Below are 19,457 nucleotides of genomic sequence, written 5' to 3' on the forward strand. Positions count from 1 at the left end.
TGTAACAGCAAATTTAACATGCATTATTACAGTAGTTTCGTTGTCCATAAAAGAAGTAAGTTTTCTTAGGTTTTTTACTCTGAGGTAATAAGAACTATCTATTTTATTATACAGTAAAACCGGTGTTTATGCATTTTTTTAAAGCTAGGTTAGGGAAAACTTAAATTCACTGGTATTAATGTTCCAAATCGCGTATGCTATAAGATATTCAAAGAGTGCTGCTTCGATAGTAAAGGTTCAAGAATATCGGGTAGGACTTTTTTACAAGTTTTTTTGAATATCTTTCTGCAATCTAAAATAAATAAAAAATATTGTCGCTTTTGGGTTCACGAGTACGAAATAACGTGTTAGAATGATACAGTTTCAAAGATAAATAAGTAAAAAACCGTGGGTTCTCCCACATTTAATGAAGCGCAGTTCCCGGCGCATATCTTATCAGTTTCTTCTTGGAATCGGATCAGTTAAACCGGATAAATCGCTAATGAATATTATAAGAGGTGAACATACCGTCATGAAAAAAATCAGAGGTCGGATGGATGAAAGCATCCTAGTGTGTGTTTATTATGGTCCCAATGGAGAGCGCCTGATCAAACGTGGTCATAAGCTATCTCAAATTATGGATTGTCCGTTGTATGTCTTAACCGTAGATGCATTACCATATGATGAGTTTGATGCAGAGAAATCAGGATATGTGGACCGTTGGAAAGAGCTATGTGATGAATTGGATGTTGAAGATTTTATTATTCGTGATAATGAAAAGCGCACATCTGTTAAGGCAATCGCAGAAGTGGCACATAACCATAACATTACACAAATTATTATCGGTCAAACTCCACAAAACAGATGGGAAGAAATCACAAAAGGATCATATGTTAACGTACTATTACGTGAAATGTCCTTCATTGATATCCATATTGTATCCATTGACAGAACATATAAGAGCGTAGTCGATACAGAATTTGAAAAAGGTGTACGTGGATTCCTGCAAAAAGATGAAAAAGATACCTACAGATTAAGCTTTGTAAGATCAAAGGATAATTTGTATGAAGGTATTTTCTATAAAGAGATTGGAACAGACTTTAATAATGGTATATTTAAATTTATTAATAATAAAGGAAAAACATGCCAAGTTCATGTAACAGAGGACATGATAACCGGGCGACTAACAGAACCGCCAAACGTTAAAAAGTAATTTGAAACAAATATATTAAAGTGAAGAGCAGGATCCTCTACCGGTTCCTGCTCTTCACTTTAACTCACTTGCTAATACATATCTGGAACTCTGCTTTCAAAAACAGGGACAGCCTTGCGAATATCCTTTGCCAAGTCCAGTGAAATGGACTCGACTAGTGTCTCTTCTTCTGTCTCACTGCCAATTTGTAATATTTTCCCCTGTGGATCAATAATCATGGAAGTCCCCGCAAAATCTTCTCCATTATAATTACCTATTCGATTACAGGATACAACAAAAAATTGATTTTCAATGGCACGAGCTATTTGCAATGCCTTCCAGTGATCTTTCCTAGCTGTTGGCCATTCTGCAACGACATATAATACTTCTGCGCCTCCTAGAGCCAAAATCCTAGCAAGTTCAGGAAAACGTAAGTCATAACAAATGATGATTCCCATCTTTACACCGTCCAGTTCAAACAGTTGAACTTTCTCCGTACCCCCTGTCAGGTAAGCCGGTTCATCCAGCATTGGTACAAGATGAATTTTATCATACGTATACACAAGCTTGCCTTCTCGATTAACCACTAAACTGGTGTTATAAATGTTGCCGTTTTTGATATTGGCAATGGATCCACCAATAATATTTATATGATACGTTTTTGCAAGGCCCTGCAAGAAAGATGTTGTCGGTTCTCCGTCAGTATCCGCGAAGTCTGCTAAACTCTCAAGTGTATATGCAGTTGTCCACATTTCCGGAAGTACAATAACATCCGGTTTTTCCCTTTGAGCCGTCTCCTTTACCCACTTTTCCACCTTCAAACGATTCGCCTCCGGATTCCCCGGAACAATATCCATCTGATAAACCACCTGTTTCATGGTGCCTTTCACTCCCCGATTTTTGTCGAATTTTGTAATGTAGCTGTACTTTTCGAGTTGCGGCTAGTTCCGGCGACCAGGAGCTCTTAGACTTCCTGACACCTTCGTACGATAAGTCAACATCGATTCACTTCGTTCATCGTGTTTCCTTTATCTCCTACGGTGCAGTCCAGTCTAATCGCTCCTAAACGGTCACCTCCACCTTCGTATATTTTCACTCCCCGCTTTTTGTCGAATTTTGTAATGTAGCTGTACTTTTCGAGTTGCGACTACATTTTAGTTATTTAAACCAGCCTTTTTCCTTCAATCTGGAGACAGCTTCAATGCGATTACTTACATGCAATTTATCCATAATCGTCGATACATAGTTCCTTACTGTTCCATTTGTTAAATAGAGCTGACTTGCAATCTCTTTCGTGTTCTTTCCTTCAGCAATTAATTGTATCACTTGTTCTTCGCGTTCTGTTAATGGGTTTTCTTCTGAATAGGCCATGTCTATTAACTCGGGAGCATATACTTTACGTCCACCCAAAATAACCCGAATCGAGTTTGCTAATTCCTCGCTTGGACTATCTTTCAGTAAGTACCCGCTTACATTAGCTTTACGCGCCCGTTCAAAGTATCCAGATCGGGCAAAAGTTGTTAGCACAATCACTTTACAAGAAGTATCTTTTAACACCTCTGCAGCATCCAATCCTGTCATAACAGGCATTTCGATATCCATAATACATATGTCTGGTTGATGCTGCTCGACTAATTGCAATACTTCCTGGCCATTTCTTGCCTGCCCGACTACTTCCATATCATCTTCCATATCAAGTAAAGCACCTAATGCCCCCAGCAGTAGGCGTTGATCTTCTGCAATTACAATTCGTATCATAGAGATCCCCCCTGTCCCATTTGTTGAATCACTCTTGGTATGATAATAGTGAGTTTTGTCCCATTTATTGAATCTATTATTAAATTGCCATTAACAAAGTCAAGTCGCTCCTTCATGCCAATAATGCCATTTCCTTCAATGTAGTTGGTGTGTTGGATACCTTTTCCATTATCCTGAATGGTTACGACCCATTTTCCATTTGTATCGATAGTTGAAATCGTACATTGTGTTGCTTCACTATGTTTTACTACATTCGTTACAGCTTCCTTTACACACATACCTAATACATTCTCGACCAACTGTGGTATTTCCTCGAAATCTGGGTTACCTTCCAGATGGAATTCAATTTGAGCCGCATCAAGAAGCTGCCGCACACGGAGAATTTCTTCTTTTAGTTTAGTGCCTTTCATACCGGCAACCAATTCACGAACTTCCTTTAAGGCCATCCTTGCCGTTTGATTAATATCCCTCAGTTCCAATGCTGCCGATTCTGGTTTTGCTTGAATTAATTTCCCTGCCAACTCACTTTTTAATCCAATTAAGGAAAGCTTTTGCCCCAGTGTATCATGTAAATCACGGGCAATTCTTTCGCGTTCTTCGACAACAAGCAATTGGGTAATTATTTCTTGTGCATCCTCTAACTGATCCTCCAGCTTCTCACGTTTATTCCGATTATGCATATTAAATGGAAGCAAAATAACACCAATTAGGCAAATAATCACAAAAGGTATCTGATTGTAAAGAAATTGGCCTTGGGTGAAGAATCCAAGCGTTATGGCTGCTATGGTCGTTACAAGATGGGTGACATATAACGTGATAAAGCCAGCTTTATTTTGAATATTACCAATGTAAAAGGCAAGAAATAATGAGAAATAAACATAGCCGAAGTAAATGGTCATCCCAATGCTTATAACTATTTCTATTCCCACCGATACATAGACAGTCCATCCTTTTTTAATGAACGATAGACGATATGTAGTAAAAAACAATAAAATCAGCAGAAAGCCAATCATAATTTCAGCAATCGTTGAGGACCTGAATATAAAATAAAATGGAAGCAGACAAAAAGCGATCCATGCAAAGAGGCTAAGCCCTGTATTTTTTGGGAATATATGGTACCAATTCTGCAACACAATCTCTCCCACCGTAAATTCTTAATTTATTTAAGTATAACAAAAGCACAGGGAACTGGCTTGGTTTATCAGCGAATCAATCATAAAAGCAGAGCCGCCCGGTAAAGAAGAATGGCAGATTTGAGGAAAGTCCAATATGCTTAAGCTTTTTTAGGACGTGTCTCTTTATGTCCTTGATTTTAATTATCGCCATATTTTCATACCTTCTAAAATCATTAAAACCCTTCACATGTGCATGGAAGGGTTTTTAATAATTACTTTTGCGGTAAAGAGGTTTCTCTATTTTTTAGGCTCAAGTTTAGTCTGTGTTTACGTTTTAATTCTTTATATTCCTTAAAGCTTATAAACGATCTAGATGCCTGATCATACAATCTAAAACGAATCGATTGCAAACTTGTTTTTAATGTTATCGTAGTTGCTTGGTGTAGTGGTGGTGTTGATTCATGTGCCTTTTCCAAATTATAATTAGGAACTCTTGGGCTTAAATGATGTACGTGATGGTAACCAATACTACCTGTTAACCACTCGAATACTTTCGGAAGCTTATAATACGAACTTCCATCCACAGCAGCTTTCACGTAATCCCATTCATCTTCATTTTCAAAATAGGAATCTTCAAATTGATGCTGTACATAGAACAACCATATACCTGCTGCTCCAGCAATAAAAAGAATAGGTAGCTGTATAATTAAAAATGCCTGCCAGCCAATTGCCCAGATTAGCAACGCATAAATAACCAAGATTGAAATGTTAATGATATACGTATTTAATCTTTCCTTACGTTTTGCACCTTTTCGGTTAAAGCGGTTCGATATAAGAAAAAGAAATATCGGTCCTAATCCAAACAACACGATTGGAGTACGGTAAAGTCTGTAACTTAATTTACCCCAGAAGTTTGCTTCTTTATATTCTTCTACCGTCATGACCCAAACATCACCAGTTCCACGTTTATCGAGATTACTGCTTGTAGCATGGTGAATTGAATGGTCTCGTTTCCACTTTTCAAAGGCAAAGTGTGTAATAATCCCGGTTATTGTCCCAAAGAACCGGTTAGCTTTTGCGTTTTTGAAAAATGACATATGTGTACAATCATGAAATATAATAAAGATGCGAATAACAAACCCTGCCGCAATGACCGAGATTGCAAGTGACAACCAAACGGATACTTGTAAACTTTGGTATGAAAGAAACCAAAGTAAAATAAATGGTACAATTGAATTAATTAGTTGAATAACACTTTTTTTCGTATCAGAACTCGCAAATGGGGCTACACTTTTTCTTAACTGTGCTTGTTTTTGTTTGCTCATTATTTATCCTCCTAATAAAGGTCTATCTGTACTTTATTTTAGGTTAATTCGCTTTATTTTATAAGTCATAAACGTCATGAATGAATATGACAAATGTCATATGGTAAAATTGGATAAATTAATAAAAATAGAGCAGGCAAAACATTCCACGCGACAATTACGACAGAAACCGGGGAGTGAGTCGATGTTGATTACGGAGGTGTCAGGAAGTCTGGTAAGCTCCCAGGAGCCGGAAACTAGCAGTCACTCGTATAGTCAAATCACTGTAACGATTATTCGACAAAATCCGTGGAGTGACAGGCACCGAAATAGTGCATCGAAAGGGGATGAGGTTATGGATGTGTCAGATATAATTGTAAAATTGCAGAATCGGGTACCATCTATTATGGGACATGAGAGTTTCAAAAAATCGGCTGTACTTGTTCCACTTGTTGAGATTGAAAATGAAACACATGTTTTATTTGAAGTCAGATCGATGAGTATGCGCAGCCAACCTGGTGATATTTGTTTTCCAGGAGGGCGAATAGAATTAGATGATCCTGACCCCAGACATTGCGCAATCAGAGAGACGACGGAAGAATTAGGCATCGTTACGGAAGCTATCAAAGAGGTTATACCACTTGATTATGTCATAAATGATTTAGGAAGGATTGTTTACCCATTTGTTGGCAGAATTACTAACCCGAAACAGATTATCCCGAATAAATCCGAAGTGGAAGAGGTTTTTACCGTTCCACTCTCTTATTTCGTCAATACAGTACCAAAGAAGTATAAAGTTAATTTTCAAGTGTCTCCAGAGAATGATTTCCCTTATCACCTTATTGTTGGTGGTGAAGATTATAATTGGCAAGTTCGGCATATCGAAGAGCTGTTTTACCAATATGACGGGAAAGTGGTTTGGGGATTAACTGCGAAGATACTAACACACTTTATTAGTTTATTGCATAATGAATAACTCAAAAAGCACATGAGAAGTCATTCTCTCATGTGCTTTTATTTGTTTTAAACCATCAATTCATACGGACCGGCAATACACCGGCAATATCCTGTCCATACTTCTCACGTTCTTCTTCCTTTAGCCAAATTTGAATCACACCATAATCCAAACTCGTTCGGATTAGACGACCAACTCCCTGACGCAGACGAAGCAACATATATGGTGCATCCACTTCTTTCTCTGCATCTAAGACATGATTTCTTTTCGCCTGAAATACCGGGTCTTTCGGTGGAAATGGCAGTGAGGCAATAATCACCTGTGTTAATGCAACACCCGGAACATCAAGCCCTTCCCAAAGATGATGTGCACATAATACAGATGTTTCATCTTTTTGGAAGTTCTGTACGGTTGCACTAATCTCTTGATCACCTTCATAGTGAATTCCAAATGTAAAGGTCTGACCCTTCGCCCATTCTCTAAAATGACTCATTTCCTCTTCAGTGGAGAACAAGACCAGTGAATGTCCATCATTTGCTACCAATTGTTTTCCGATATTTTCCCACTTTGAAATGATGTCCTGCTCTATATGACTATTTATTTTCATTTTATTTTCATAATCGAATGGTGATGCTACGGAGAAGGAATCAAATTTCCCTATCCCTAAACTGTTGGCCAAGTAATTGAAATCGCCACTTTGTGATAAGGTGGCAGATGAGAACACAAAAGGAATACTTTGACTAAATACTTCTTTTTTCAATACATCTTCCACGAGACGCGGCATAACGACTAAACTTGTCGCCGTTTCATTTTCTTCCAACCAGTAAATTCCTTCGTCATCTTTTAACAGAATCGAAAGTCCATAAGAGAAAAACTCCAAATATTCCTCGATGATTTTAGTATGATATTCATCCATAGTAAATAATTCAGAATCAAATACTAAATGTTCCAGCAGCTGTTGAACCATGCCATTTAGCTTACTTGCCATTTCAATCATGGTGTTTGTTCGGGGAATTTCCTGCCGGTTGGACCCTGCGACGATAGAAGCTGTGCCGTCAAGCAATTCAAACCATTCATCATTCAACGCCAAAATATCCTCTACAAGCAACAGTGATTCTTCACGAACATCTTGTCCCATATAACCTGTAAGGACATTCGTCAGATTTTGAAAATTAAATCGATAGGTCAATCCCTTTTGGGCAGCAAATTCCAATAGATGACCTTCATCAAATACGACAGAGCTTGCTTCCGGAAGTAATGGCATCTGCCCTTCACGCTTACGGGATTCCTTCGTCCACACATGTTCCATATAAAAGTCATGGGAACAAATAATGATATCCTGTGCATGCCTATAGTATTCGCGATTTAGCGTTTGACCGCTACGGTGTCTCCAATCACAGGTCGAACACTGCTGGAGTGGATCCCATGCGATCTTTTCCCATTTCTCATCTGGTACCCATGGATATTCCTTCCGATCACCATAACGTTCAAACGACTTCATCATTGCACTCGTATCAAAAACAAAATCCGGTATCTCATCATGTACCCTTAAAATATCCATATCATCCGTTTTATTCGCCAGTGGGTCAAGCTTCTTTATACAGACGTAGTTTTCCCGTGCTTTTGCCAAGCGGACATCCACATGGAGGCCAAGCGCTTCCTCGAGTTTTTCGATATCCCCGCCCTTTTTCACAAGCTGTTCAATTAGCGTCTCATCGGCACAGGAAATGATGGCCGGCTTTCCTTTATAACGCGCATAACAAATTGCATACAATAAATAAACAAGCGTCTTCCCTGTACCAACACCAGCTTCAGCAAAAATAGTACTCTTATTTTTAAAAGCCTGTTCCAATTGAAAGGCCATGTAGATTTGTTCATCACGCAATTCATAACCCTTTTCAGGTAAAATATCATAAAAAACATCACCGACGTAATCACCCAGTCGGTCAAAGAAATTTTCAGTCTTAGAGACAGTAAATGGTAGTGACGTATTTCTTGTCATAGTAAACTCCTTTTTAGTATAGAGTCCAAAAGTAGGATAAAAAGATTTAAGGAAAGAACATTTTGAATATCCTCTTTTACTTCTATTCAATAAGCTTTCATACTAGCATAAATCATAAAAAAACTGCAACTAAACTTTATATTCAAAGCATGCATTGCTATTTATTTTTTTGTTAGTACAATATAAATATAACGCTAATTAAGGAAATTCGTTTCCCAACTTATAGAGAGAGAGGAAATTTCATGGAAAAGGCAATTGATAATAAACCCAGGTCCCAATTTAATAACCAACCAATATATTCTATTTTATTTATTATTGGAACATGCCATCTTTTAAATGATTCCTTGCAGGCTGTGATTCCAGCTATGTTTCCTATCCTGGAACAATCCTTAGGGCTTACTTTTACACAGCTTGGACTTATTACCTTCACTTTAAATATGGTTTCATCCGTAATGCAGCCATTTGTTGGGATATATACGGATAAACATCCGATTCCCTATGCTTTACCAATTGGGCTTACAAGCAGCATGTTCGGGATGTTAGGCCTCGCTTTAGCTCCTAATTTCTGGACGATTCTAGTAAGTGTCGTTTTCATTGGGTTAGGTTCTGCAATTTTTCATCCAGAGGGGTCACGTGTTGCTTACCTTGCTGCCGGCAATAGGCGCGGGCTTGCTCAATCGATATATCAGGTTGGCGGTAACTCCGGACAAGCATTGGCTCCCCTTATCACTGCACTTGTCCTCGTTCCACTAGGACAATTTGGCGCAATCTGGTTTACATTAATCGCCTTTTTAGCGGTATTATTTCTTTCCTATATTGCTAGATGGTATGCTGGTCAAATAAAAGCATATTCCAAGAGTTTAAAGGATAGCAAAGTTGTAAAACAAAATAAAAATGTATCAAAAGCAATTAAAGGCGCACTTATTGTTCTCATACTCATCGTTTTCGCTCGTTCCTGGTACACAGCAGCAATCTCTAACTTTTATGCTTTTTATGCCATCGACAGCTATGGACTTACAATTGCAAAGTCACAAGTTTACATCTTTACCTTCCTGGTGTTCGGCGCAGTCGGTACTTTTTTAGGAGGGCCTTTAGCAGATCGATTTGGAAAAAGAAATATTATTCTATTTTCATTAATCGCAGTTGCCCCACTCGCCATTCTATTACCATATGTCGGACCAATTAGTGCTATTATTCTGCTTGGAATTATTGGGCTTATCTTAATGACCAGCTTTTCGGTAACCGTTGTCTATGCACAAGAACTCGTTCCCGGCAAAATCGGTACAATGTCTGGGCTGATTGTTGGACTAGCCTTCGGGATGGGGGCAATCGGCGCTGTAGCACTCGGTTCCTTTATTGATTTAGTCGGCTTAACTCCTACAATGATTAGTATATCATTCTTACCATTTTTAGGATTTTTAACATATTTACTGCCTTCTGATGAAAAAGTTAGACAATGGTATGCGTAAATTTTACATCTAGTAGCTTTGTTCTAAGCATGAAATTAGAGAATATGCATATAATCAGACACCTATGTCTTTTTAAAGAAGAAAGGGGATTATATGCAATATTTCTATACCGTCCAACCTGCTGACACGCTATACAACATCGCAAAAAGATGGGAAATTCCATTAGCCTCCATTATCGCTGCAAATAACTTAACAGACCCAAATACGATATTCCTAGGACAACAACTATCCATTCCACCTGGAGTAAATCGTTATCGTGTGAGACCAGGAGATTCTATTTATCGAATTTCACAGTTTTTTAAGGTACCAGTTTCTGTGATTATAGAAGCTAATCAGCTTCAACCACCTTACTCTATCCAAGTTGGTCAATTAATTAAAGTCCCACCTGGCTTTCCGTATTATACCGTTCAGCCTGGTGATACGTTATATTCTATTGCCGGGAGATTTAACGTCGTAACGAATGGGATTAGGAATATCGAATTAATTCAACGGGCAAATCAATTACCTACAACTAATATTACACCTGGGATGATGCTGCATATCCCGTATGCTCCTCCAGGCGATGAAGGACTGATTGCCTATTTTAGTAATCAGAGTGGGCTATTTGATCTTTGGTTGTACAATCCTGAAAGTGGCACTCCTGTTCAATTAACAACTGGACTAGGTGACTCTTTTTCAAGCCCTGAATGGTCACCAGACAGCAGGAAAATTGCCTTCGTTGGAAAGAACAGAATATTATATGTTATTGGTCTTGAGGAAGGTTCTGTGGCATCCATCGATCAACTAGCCGGAAATGATAGTCTACGGTTAGATTGGTCCCCTGATAGTACAAAATTAGCATATACAACCAGGAATCAAATCATCATATATGACCTTACCACTTATCAACCTCAATCCATCCAGCAGCCCGAAGCAACAGATGTGCAATGGTTTCCGAACGGCATGGAACTTCTGTATCAGGCACCTGATGGAGATGGGATTAGTCAGCTTTATCGTATTTTTACAAACGGCACACAGAGAAGGAAAATTACAAACAATACAGATGGGCCACTTCATGATATTCAGTTGTCAAAAGACGGGTCCTTTGTACTTTATACAACTCCTGGAGCGAGCATATCACTCATCCATACAATTGAATTAGCAACAGGTAATAGTTTTGGTATAGAGGGCGGTCCACTTGCAAAAAACTATTATCCGAGATGGTCTCCCAATTCCAGAGTAATCGCTTATAGTGCAACAGCATATGAAGATCTAGGTTATTTTAATCAAATTCGCACGGTGGGAAGCAGAGATGAAGGTGAAACCATTCATGCATTATCAAATTGTTTTTCCTCACCCGTCACCTGGTCACCAGAGGGAAATAAGATTGCCTATCTTTCCGGTTGCATGGAACAGGAATTTGCTCATGAGATTTGGGTAGTAGCCCCGAATCACCCTGTTCCGATCCAGCTGATGAAAGGAGCTATAATTACATCACTCCAGTGGTCACCTACATCTGTAAATCACTCTTCTAAACGCACTTTTACAAATCAAACATATCGGGTCAGATTTCAGTATCCATCTCACTGGAAAAAGGTGAATAATGAAAGATATGTGGGTGCTGACGGCTTTTTTCAAGTTTCAGCAATAGCAGGAGATAGCCTAGAAGATGTTTGTCAGGGTGAGGCACATCACCCATTAATGCCATATGGATCCAAGCCGCAAGTCATCCCTACCACCATTCAAAATGAAGCAGCATGTTTTATTTTTCCATCGACAGACCAACCTGCTGAAATGAATCGACAGGCTACCCTAATCGTCTCCTATCCAGAACCAATAGAAATTCAGGGATCAACATATAATTTCCTTATTTTATGGGTTGATGAGACACATCTTAGGGAAATCGCATCTACACTTAAATTTATATAATACCCTTACTTAAGAAACCGGCACAAAATAAAACACATGAGAAGTCTGCCCTCCACTCATGTGTTTTACTACGTTACTATATTTTTAACCCCTAATGTTTCTCAACAAATTTCTACAAAATCCGGGAAGTGACAGGCACCGATACTGCTGCCACCGTGTTATTCCTGCTCTACTAATACCCGTCGCATTGTACCGTGTTCTTTAAAGTTTGTATGCCATGATAATGCTTTTTCCAGCACATGAGGGGTCTGCCCTCCACGCTCAAGTGCTTCATTATAGTAATCCCATAATTGCTCACGATACGTTGGATGTACACAGTTTTCAATGATTATTGGTACACGTTCTCTCGGTGCCAATCCACGTAAATCTGCATAGCCCTGTTCTGTTACAACAACATCTACGTCATGTTCTGTATGATCTACATGTGGTACAAATGGAACAATACTGGAGATGTCTCCTCCCTTAGCGATTGATTTTGTAACGAAAATTCCCAAGCGGGCATTACGGGCGAAATCACCCGAACCACCGATTCCATTCATCATTTTTGTCCCACTGACATGTGTGGAATTGACATTTCCATAAATATCAAATTCTAAAGCGGTATTAATGGAAATAAGGCCAAGTCTACGGATAATTTCCGGCTGATTTGAAATCTCTTGAGGTCTCAAGACTAATTTATCTCGATATTTATCAAGATTATTGAATACTTGTTCCATTTTTTCACTGGATAATGTTATGGAACATGCAGAAGCAAAGTTAACTTTCCCCGCATCAATGAGGTCAAATACCGCATCCTGAAGTACTTCAGAATATACTACCAAGTCTTTAAACTCCGAATCAACCATGCCATGGAGTACCGCGTTAGCAACGGACCCAATTCCTGATTGTAAAGGCATCAATGATTCACTTAATCGCCCGGCTTTTACTTCAGACCGTAAAAAGTCCAAAAGATGATTAGCCATAATCTTCGTTTCCTCATCTGGTGGCATAATTGTGGATGGAGAATCCATTTGATGCGTAAACACAATTCCTTTTACTTTTTCGAAATCAAGCGGAATACCAATTTTTCCGATTCGCTGGTCAACGCCTGTTAATGGAATAGGTTCTCGTTCACCCTGCTTGTTTGGAATGTAAATATCATGCAATCCTTCTAAATCTCCCGCTTGTGCTGTGTTCAACTCAATAATAATATTTTCTGCTGTCTCAATAAAGGATGCCGAGTTTCCAACAGATGTACTCGGAATCATTAGCCCATCTTCGGTAATGGATATTGCTTCCACGATTGCATAATCAATTCGGTCCATCACATCTGCACGCAGTAGCTCTGAAGTATGCGATAGATGTTGGTCGACAAATAAATGACCCCCTGTATTAATTGCTTTCCGCATCGAAGGGTCTGCCTGAAAAGGTAAACGCTTATTAACGATACCTGCTTCTGCAAGCACTTTATCTATATTTGACCCTAATGAAGCTCCAGTGTATACGTTTACTTTAAGGTCCTCTCCATTTTCTGCTCGCTTAACAAGTGCAGTTGGTACAGCTTTTGCATCTCCTGCACGAGTAAAACCGCTTAATCCCAATGTCATCCCATCTTGGATCCATGATGCAGCTTCTTCCGCAGAAACAACAAGATTATGCATTCGCGAATCATGTATGCGCTTTAATTTTTCCTCCATCAAATAATCCCTCCAACAAATAGCTATTAATTATAATTTTAACTATTTTTTAAAAGTTATAGGAAAAAGAGGGAGAAAAAAGATAATTTTTGATTAAACCATTCGGATTTTCGGATGGAACAGAATGACTTCGGTTTAAAAACCAAGTAATTTCCGAAAATAGCTCGAATAGGACTGACTAACAGGGATTCTGACATCGCCCTCCATCGCCAGAAGAAAGGTGGAATGTGTATCTGGATAGATTTCTTTAATATGATTTACATTTACGATAAAGGAACGATGGCAGCGGATAAAATGCTCTCTTGGCAGCATGAATTCAAACTCCTGCAATGTACTACTATGGGTTCCTGAATAACCTTCCGAAAATACATGGGTTTTGCGATCTTTTGCTTCTATATACTTTACATCCATAAAAGGAATTGGCTTCCAACCATCCTCACTTCTAACTGTGACAACCGTTTTGCCATCCGTATATGCAGGAAATATAGCTAATACACAACCTTCCAGATGACCTTCAAAATGAAACGGTACTGCCATACCATGATATGGAACACCAAGAATATCCCGATTAACAAATTCAGATACCTTCTGTTCCGATACAATTGCTTTATGTGCAAGCGTGCCCTCCTTAATCGGATCTCCAACTCGTATCTTCAAATCAATTCGTTTACTTCTGCGATAATAAAGATATTTATTTGTATTTGCGATTGCAATCGAAATCTCATCCGAAAAAAGCTCCCCAATCACATCCAAAAGCGAATCCAAAGTCAACCTCTCCATAGTTCCTGTCACTCCCTGGTTTTTGTCGAATTCCCATGTTACTCTTTCTCCACTATTATTGTTTTTGTTATGATATTTCTATTATACTATCTTATTTTCAGTCCTTACAAACCTACTGGATTAATTAATATATTTTATTAACTAATTAAAATATTCATGAATCTTTCCGAATATCGTGAATGATGACATGGACGCGTAACTTTGGTAATCTATTAGGGGGATAAGTATGAGAACGTCTCATTATAGAGGGGGTTAATCATGAAAAGGTTAGTTATTATTGGTGGTGGTTATGGTGGAATTAAAATCCTTACGGGGTTACTTGATCAATCATTACCTGAGGACATACATATAACACTAATAGATCGGAATCCATTTCGTTCATTGAAAACGGAATTTTACACAATTGCAGCAGGTACGGTTGCTGATCAGGATGTGCGAGTGGACTTTCCTGAAGACCAACGTGTAAATTACGTTTTTAACGAAATTAGCCAAATTGATACTGAAAAAGAGCAAATAATATTTGATGACCCAGAGATGGAGCCTATTCCATATGACTATTTGGTCATTGGTGTTGGTTGTGAGGATAATTACCATGGTGTTCCTGGGACTGAATTCACCGAAAGCGTGCAAACATTTACGAAAGCGCGTCATACAGGAGTCGCGATCGGAAATCTAAAAGCTTATGGGAAAGTATCCATTATCGGTGCGGGACTTAGCGGGATTGAGGTAGCATCAGAAATTCGCGAAAGCCGTCCAGACCTTAACATTAGGATACTGGATCGTGGCGCAACCGTCTTAAAAGCCTTCGATTCTAAAATCCAAAACTATGTGGAAGAATGGTTTATTAAAAACGATGTGGATGTTATTCACAATTCAGCGGTTGAATACGTAGAAAAAGACGGTGTATGCAATAATGGTGTGTGCTATCTTAATGATGTAACCATCTGGACCGCTGGTGTACAACCAAACCGACTAGCGAGGGAATTACCATTTGAAAAGGATAATCAGGAGAAGATAGTCGTCAATGAATTTTATCAAGTCCCCGAGAAAAGAAATATCTATGTTGTAGGGGATTGTGCTTCAAGTGAATACTCACCAAGTGGACAACTTGCAGGACTTCAAGGGGAGCAAATTGCTGATGTTTTACTGGCAGTATTGAAAGATAAAGCACCTAAGATGCCAAAGCCATTAAAACTGAAAGGCACCCTTGGATCACTTGGTAAATCAGATGGCTTCGGAAATATGATCAGAACACCAATGACAGGGCTTCTGCCACGGTTGGCTAAAACTGGTGTATTATGGCTAAGTAAAAGACATTAAATTCAGAGAATGTACAAAAGTTGCTGAGAAAGATGGCTCCTTTTGGAAGTTACACTCGGGTAAATGAGGAAGGAATCAGAAATCTGGTTCCTTTTTCTTTACATAAAATTAACCTTGCGTTTGCAGTTTCTTAAACATCATACGCTATACTGAAGGTAATCATTACGAATCCCTATTGGAGGTGCCGTATGCGATTCCTTGCAAAGGTCAGTGTCAGTCTCTTAGCGGTGATGCTTTATTTATTCTAAAATTGTGTTTACTTCTCATTTATTCGAATATATTAAAAACGGAAGGCCTATACCCCCTATTTAGGCCATCCGTTTTTTAGTTTCTAAAGGGTAATTCCTTCAGCACTTCTTCTATTGCGAAAGCTACCCCATTTTCTATATTTGTATTCGTTTCGTAATTGCATAAATCTTTTATTCCCGGGGCAGCATTTCCCATGGCAACACCACGCCCAGCGATTTTAAGCATGCTGGCGTCATTCCAGTTATCACCGAGAGCCATAACATCTTCCATGCCAATTCCTTTGCTCTCGGCAAGGATCTTCACCGCAATCCCTTTTTGTGCCTCCGGATGGTTAAATTCCAAGTTTATATCACCAGAAGAGGTAATTTCAACTTGGCTTTCGCTTTCCATTTGGGAGCGAACTTCTGTTAACTTATCCTTTTCAAGTGAAAAGGATAAGATTTTATAAATAATTAGATTTTCCTTTGTAAATATTTCATCATAATCATCAATAAATTTTACCGGTTCAAGCTGAAAACGAAGCTCTGCCTTTTCGCGAACTTCTTGTTCGGAAATCTGTGGGTTTGCTGATTTCATAATATCTACAAGCACTTCAAGGAAATATTCCCTGCTCCCGGAATAAATACCTTCATTTGTAAAAAGTTCGATATACATAGCTGCATCTCTGCACACATTCATAACTTTCTTTGCGATATTATGATCCAGTGGAATACTTCTTAGTTCTTCTTTATCTTCGGAAAAGGCTATTGCACCATTTAAGCTTATGATTGGACAGGTGATACCAGCAGCTTGGAGCGGTTTGCTTGCCGCCTCATAGGATCTGCCCGTCGCAACAACAAATTCCATTCCTTGATCAATTGCCTTTTGAATGGCATGGGCATTTTCTTGGCTTACGAGGCCTTCTTCGTTCAGTAATGTTCCATCTAAATCTGACGCAATCATCTTCATCGGAATTCGCCTACCTTATGAACTATAATACTTTTAGTATAGACTAGTTAATCCAGTAGATTCCAATATTTGCTCTGCCTTTGCAATTTGTTGCTCCACACTGCTTCTGGCTGTTCCACCTTCCACCTTGCGTGCATTCACAACTGTTTCCGGTGCAAGTGTATCGAAAATATCAGATTCAATTAAGTCTGAATAAGATTTAAATTCATCAAGTGTTAAATCCAATAAGTATTTTTCATTATTAATGCATTCTAATACTACTTGCCCAACAACTGCATGTGATTCACGGAATGGCATACCCTTGCCAACAAGATAGTCAGCCAAGTCCGTCGCATTAGAGAAGTCATTTGTAACAGCTGCATACATATTGTCTTTTTTAACTTGCATCGTTTCGATCATTGGTGCAAATAATGCAAGTGCACCTTTTAGCGTTTCAAATGTATCAAACATACCTTCTTTATCTTCTTGCATATCCTTATTATACGCGAGAGGAAGTCCTTTCAGCGTGGTGAGCATGCCGATCAGGTGGCCATAAACGCGACCCGTCTTCCCCCGAACAAGCTCTGCCACATCCGGGTTTTTCTTCTGTGGCATCATACTGCTTCCAGTTGTAAAGGAATCGTCCAGCTCAATGAAATTAAATTCTGCACTGGACCATTGAACAAGTTCTTCACAAAGACGAGAAAGATGTGTGGAGATTAACGACGCATTTGCCAGAAACTCAACGACAAAATCACGGTCACTGACTGCATCCAAACTGTTCTCACATACCCCATCAAATCCTAACTTTTTAGCAACAAACTGACGATCAATCGGGAAAGTCGTCCCTGCAAGTGCACCAGCCCCGAGCGGAGATTTATTCACACGCTTTAAACTGTCCAGCAATCTTTCTGTATCACGCTGAAACATGAATACATATGCCATCATATGGTGACCAAATAATACAGGCTGCGCTCGTTGCAAGTGCGTATATCCCGGCATTACGGTATCCAGATTTGTCTTCGCCTGCTTCATGAGAGCCTTCTGCACATCGACAAGCAACTGAACGATTGTACCAATGGAATCACGTAAATATAAACGCATATCCAATGCTACTTGATCATTTCTACTCCGACCAGTATGAAGCTTCCCGCCAACAGCACCGACTTCTTCAATGAGGAGCTTTTCGACGTTCATATGAATATCTTCATGCTCCTCACTAAGTTCAGCCTCTCCAGACTCTATTTTTGAAAGAACGATGTTTAGTCCTTTAGCAATTTGATCTGCATCATCCACAGAAATAATTCCACATACCCCAAGCATTTCTACATGGGCGAGACTACCTTGAATATCATATTTCGCTAATTTTTTATCAAAATTAATTGATGCAGTATATTCATCTACTAATTGATTGGTTGGTTTTGTAAAACGTCCGCCCCATAGTTTCACTTTTTAACAGCTTCCTTCACTTCAAGTTGTACTTTCTCAATTGATTTCTTTTTGCTATGTGTACCATTAACAGATGAATGTACCTTTGTTGGAAGTCCCCATAGTTTGATGAAACCAAGTGCTGCATCATGGTCAAATGCGTCCGCTTTGTTGTATGTTGCAAGATCAAAATCATAAAGAGAATTTGCAGACTCACGCCCGATTACTTGTGCCTGACCTTTATACAATTTTACCTTTACGGTTCCAGATACATGTTCCTGTGTTTTTTCAATAAAGGATTGCAATGCCTCTGTTAGTGGTGAATACCATAAACCATAATAAACAGTCTGTGCTAGTTTTTGCTCAACGACAGGTTTGAATTCAGCTACTTCTCTTGGCAATGTCAATGCTTCGAGCTCCTGATGTGCTGCAATTAATGTCATTGCAGCAGGTGCTTCATAAATCTCTCTTGATTTGATCCCTACTAAACGGTTTTCAACATGGTCGATTCTACCGACACCATGAATGCCTGCAATTTCATTCAATTTTAGTATCAATTCATCTAATTTCATTTCTTTACCATCCAAGGAAACTGGTTTTCCTTTATCGAATGTAATTTGAATAACTTCTGGCGTATCTGGTGCATCGATTGGGTCTGTAGTCAGGTCATAAGCATCTTTCGGTGCTTCTGCCCATGGATCTTCCAAAATACCGCACTCATTACTTCTTCCCCATAAATTCTGATCAATACTATAAGGACTATCCAAGTTGATTGGGATTGGAATATTATGTGCTTTAGCATATTCAATCTCTTCTTCTCTGGACATTGCCCATTCACGTACAGGTGCGACAATTTTAAGTTCAGGGTTTAATGCTGTAAAAGCTACATCAAAACGCACTTGGTCATTTCCTTTCCCAGTACATCCATGTGCAACAGCAGTGGCGCCTTCTTCTTCCGCAATATCAACAAGGATTTTTGCAATCAATGGACGAGAAAGAGCGGAAATCAGTGGATATTTTCCTTCATATAAAAGATTAGCCTGTAATGCTGGCAATACATATTCTTCTGAATATAGCTCTTTCGCATCAATGACATACGATTTAATTGCTCCGACATCCAATGCTTTCTTTTTAACAAAGTCCAAATCTTTTCCTTCACCTACATCAAGTGCCACCGCAATAACATCATATTGATATTTATCTTGTAACCATTTAACTGCAACGGAAGTATCAAGACCTCCGGAATATGCTAATACAATCTTTTCTTTCGCCATTTTATATTTCCCCTCTCCAATTTTGCTTCTGTGTATTATTATGCATTATGTTGTATAATAATACAACAGTTAATTTGCAATTTATTTGAAAATAAATTATTCAGTATGTTTCGTCAAATAA

General features: G+C 38.8%; 15 protein-coding genes. 5 read left to right on the forward strand and 10 right to left on the reverse strand.

Annotation, left to right across the window (positions count from 1 at the left end):
• The first annotated feature begins 511 nt into the window (after positions 1–511).
• Positions 512–1,192 carry an adenine nucleotide alpha hydrolase family protein gene (locus tag BV906_RS11930; RefSeq protein WP_087973761.1) on the forward strand — a complete coding sequence of 227 codons (681 nt, stop codon included), beginning with the start codon at positions 512–514 and terminating at the stop codon, positions 1,190–1,192.
• 71 nt (positions 1,193–1,263) lie between these two features.
• On the opposite strand, the gene BV906_RS11935 is transcribed toward BV906_RS11930, so the two are convergent.
• The 4 genes from BV906_RS11935 to desA form a co-directional block, all read right to left on the reverse strand.
• Positions 1,264–2,049, reverse strand: coding sequence for a carbon-nitrogen family hydrolase (locus BV906_RS11935; RefSeq protein WP_087973762.1), 786 nt, complete (start codon positions 2,047–2,049; stop codon positions 1,264–1,266).
• 280 nt (positions 2,050–2,329) lie between these two features.
• Positions 2,330–2,929 (reverse strand): response regulator transcription factor, encoded by a 600-nt coding sequence (locus tag BV906_RS11940; protein WP_087973763.1) that lies wholly within the window; start codon positions 2,927–2,929, stop codon positions 2,330–2,332.
• Positions 2,926–4,059 (reverse strand): sensor histidine kinase, encoded by a 1,134-nt coding sequence (locus BV906_RS11945; RefSeq protein ID WP_087973764.1) that lies wholly within the window; start codon positions 4,057–4,059, stop codon positions 2,926–2,928. The genes BV906_RS11940 and BV906_RS11945 overlap by 4 nt, the downstream gene beginning before the upstream one ends.
• 257 nt (positions 4,060–4,316) lie before the next feature.
• Positions 4,317–5,369, reverse strand: coding sequence for a Delta(5) desaturase DesA (gene desA, locus BV906_RS11950; RefSeq protein WP_087973765.1), 1,053 nt, complete (start codon positions 5,367–5,369; stop codon positions 4,317–4,319).
• Positions 5,370–5,703: 334 nt separating this feature from the next.
• On the opposite strand from desA, the gene BV906_RS11955 reads away from it, so the two are divergent.
• Positions 5,704–6,324 carry an NUDIX hydrolase gene (locus BV906_RS11955; protein ID WP_087974074.1) on the forward strand — a complete coding sequence of 207 codons (621 nt, stop codon included), beginning with the start codon at positions 5,704–5,706 and terminating at the stop codon, positions 6,322–6,324.
• A 55-nt stretch (positions 6,325–6,379) separates the two neighbouring features.
• On the opposite strand, the gene BV906_RS11960 is transcribed toward BV906_RS11955, so the two are convergent.
• Positions 6,380–8,305 carry an ATP-dependent DNA helicase gene (locus BV906_RS11960; protein WP_087973766.1) on the reverse strand — a complete coding sequence of 642 codons (1,926 nt, stop codon included), beginning with the start codon at positions 8,303–8,305 and terminating at the stop codon, positions 6,380–6,382.
• A 242-nt stretch (positions 8,306–8,547) separates the two neighbouring features.
• Between BV906_RS11960 and BV906_RS11965 the strand changes: the two genes are divergently transcribed.
• Together BV906_RS11965 and BV906_RS11970 are read left to right on the forward strand one after the other, a co-directional pair.
• Positions 8,548–9,774, forward strand: coding sequence for an MFS transporter (locus BV906_RS11965; RefSeq protein ID WP_087973767.1), 1,227 nt, complete (start codon positions 8,548–8,550; stop codon positions 9,772–9,774).
• Positions 9,775–9,867: 93 nt separating this feature from the next.
• Positions 9,868–11,682, forward strand: a complete 1,815-nt coding sequence (locus BV906_RS11970; protein ID WP_087973768.1) for a LysM peptidoglycan-binding domain-containing protein — start codon at positions 9,868–9,870, stop codon at positions 11,680–11,682.
• 158 nt (positions 11,683–11,840) lie between these two features.
• On the opposite strand, the gene scpC is transcribed toward BV906_RS11970, so the two are convergent.
• Together scpC and BV906_RS11980 are read right to left on the reverse strand one after the other, a co-directional pair.
• Positions 11,841–13,358: a succinyl-CoA:acetate CoA-transferase ScpC gene (gene scpC, locus BV906_RS11975; protein WP_087973769.1), complete on the reverse strand. Its 1,518-nt coding sequence runs from the start codon at positions 13,356–13,358 to the stop codon at positions 11,841–11,843.
• Between the two features lie 135 nt (positions 13,359–13,493).
• Positions 13,494–14,138, reverse strand: coding sequence for a LytTR family DNA-binding domain-containing protein (locus BV906_RS11980; protein WP_087973770.1), 645 nt, complete (start codon positions 14,136–14,138; stop codon positions 13,494–13,496).
• A gap of 258 nt (positions 14,139–14,396) precedes the next feature.
• Between BV906_RS11980 and BV906_RS11985 the strand changes: the two genes are divergently transcribed.
• A complete protein-coding gene (locus BV906_RS11985) occupies positions 14,397–15,458 on the forward strand; it encodes an NAD(P)/FAD-dependent oxidoreductase (RefSeq protein WP_087973771.1) in 1,062 nt (353 codons plus the stop codon).
• 324 nt (positions 15,459–15,782) lie between these two features.
• Here the strand turns inward: BV906_RS11985 and BV906_RS11990 are convergent, their stop codons facing one another.
• From BV906_RS11990 to BV906_RS12000, 3 genes are read right to left on the reverse strand one after another with little or no spacing between them, the layout of a single operon-like run.
• Entirely contained in the window at positions 15,783–16,655 is an 873-nt protein-coding gene (locus BV906_RS11990) for a Cof-type HAD-IIB family hydrolase (RefSeq protein WP_087973772.1), read from the reverse strand.
• Positions 16,656–16,688: 33 nt separating this feature from the next.
• The gene (gene argH, locus BV906_RS11995; protein ID WP_087973773.1) at positions 16,689–18,083 is read right to left on the reverse strand and encodes an argininosuccinate lyase; all 1,395 of its coding nucleotides are present in this window, start codon (positions 18,081–18,083) and stop codon (positions 16,689–16,691) included.
• Positions 18,080–19,336 carry an argininosuccinate synthase gene (locus BV906_RS12000; RefSeq protein WP_087973774.1) on the reverse strand — a complete coding sequence of 419 codons (1,257 nt, stop codon included), beginning with the start codon at positions 19,334–19,336 and terminating at the stop codon, positions 18,080–18,082. Before BV906_RS12000 ends, argH begins: the two co-directional genes overlap by 4 nt.
• Between the last annotated feature and the right edge of the window lie 121 nt (positions 19,337–19,457).

It is taken from the genome of Oceanobacillus rekensis, from assembly GCF_002153375.1.
Classification (GTDB): domain Bacteria; phylum Bacillota; class Bacilli; order Bacillales; family Amphibacillaceae; genus Oceanobacillus; species Oceanobacillus rekensis.

What these genes read in the sequence shown, in the direction of transcription:
- BV906_RS11930 (WP_087973761.1), top strand. Translation starts at nt 512, where the DNA reads ATGAAAAAAATCAGAGGTCGGATGGATGAAAGCATCCTAGTGTGTGTT.
- BV906_RS11935 (WP_087973762.1), bottom strand. Translation starts at nt 2,049, where the DNA reads ATGAAACAGGTGGTTTATCAGATGGATATTGTTCCGGGGAATCCGGAG.
- BV906_RS11940 (WP_087973763.1), bottom strand. Translation starts at nt 2,929, where the DNA reads ATGATACGAATTGTAATTGCAGAAGATCAACGCCTACTGCTGGGGGCA.
- desA (WP_087973765.1), bottom strand. Translation starts at nt 5,369, where the DNA reads ATGAGCAAACAAAAACAAGCACAGTTAAGAAAAAGTGTAGCCCCATTT.
- BV906_RS11955 (WP_087974074.1), top strand. Translation starts at nt 5,704, where the DNA reads ATGGATGTGTCAGATATAATTGTAAAATTGCAGAATCGGGTACCATCT.
- BV906_RS11960 (WP_087973766.1), bottom strand. Translation starts at nt 8,305, where the DNA reads ATGACAAGAAATACGTCACTACCATTTACTGTCTCTAAGACTGAAAAT.
- BV906_RS11965 (WP_087973767.1), top strand. Translation starts at nt 8,548, where the DNA reads ATGGAAAAGGCAATTGATAATAAACCCAGGTCCCAATTTAATAACCAA.
- BV906_RS11970 (WP_087973768.1), top strand. Translation starts at nt 9,868, where the DNA reads ATGCAATATTTCTATACCGTCCAACCTGCTGACACGCTATACAACATC.
- scpC (WP_087973769.1), bottom strand. Translation starts at nt 13,358, where the DNA reads ATGGAGGAAAAATTAAAGCGCATACATGATTCGCGAATGCATAATCTT.
- BV906_RS11980 (WP_087973770.1), bottom strand. Translation starts at nt 14,138, where the DNA reads ATGGAGAGGTTGACTTTGGATTCGCTTTTGGATGTGATTGGGGAGCTT.
- BV906_RS11985 (WP_087973771.1), top strand. Translation starts at nt 14,397, where the DNA reads ATGAAAAGGTTAGTTATTATTGGTGGTGGTTATGGTGGAATTAAAATC.
- BV906_RS11990 (WP_087973772.1), bottom strand. Translation starts at nt 16,655, where the DNA reads ATGAAGATGATTGCGTCAGATTTAGATGGAACATTACTGAACGAAGAA.
- BV906_RS12000 (WP_087973774.1), bottom strand. Translation starts at nt 19,336, where the DNA reads ATGGCGAAAGAAAAGATTGTATTAGCATATTCCGGAGGTCTTGATACT.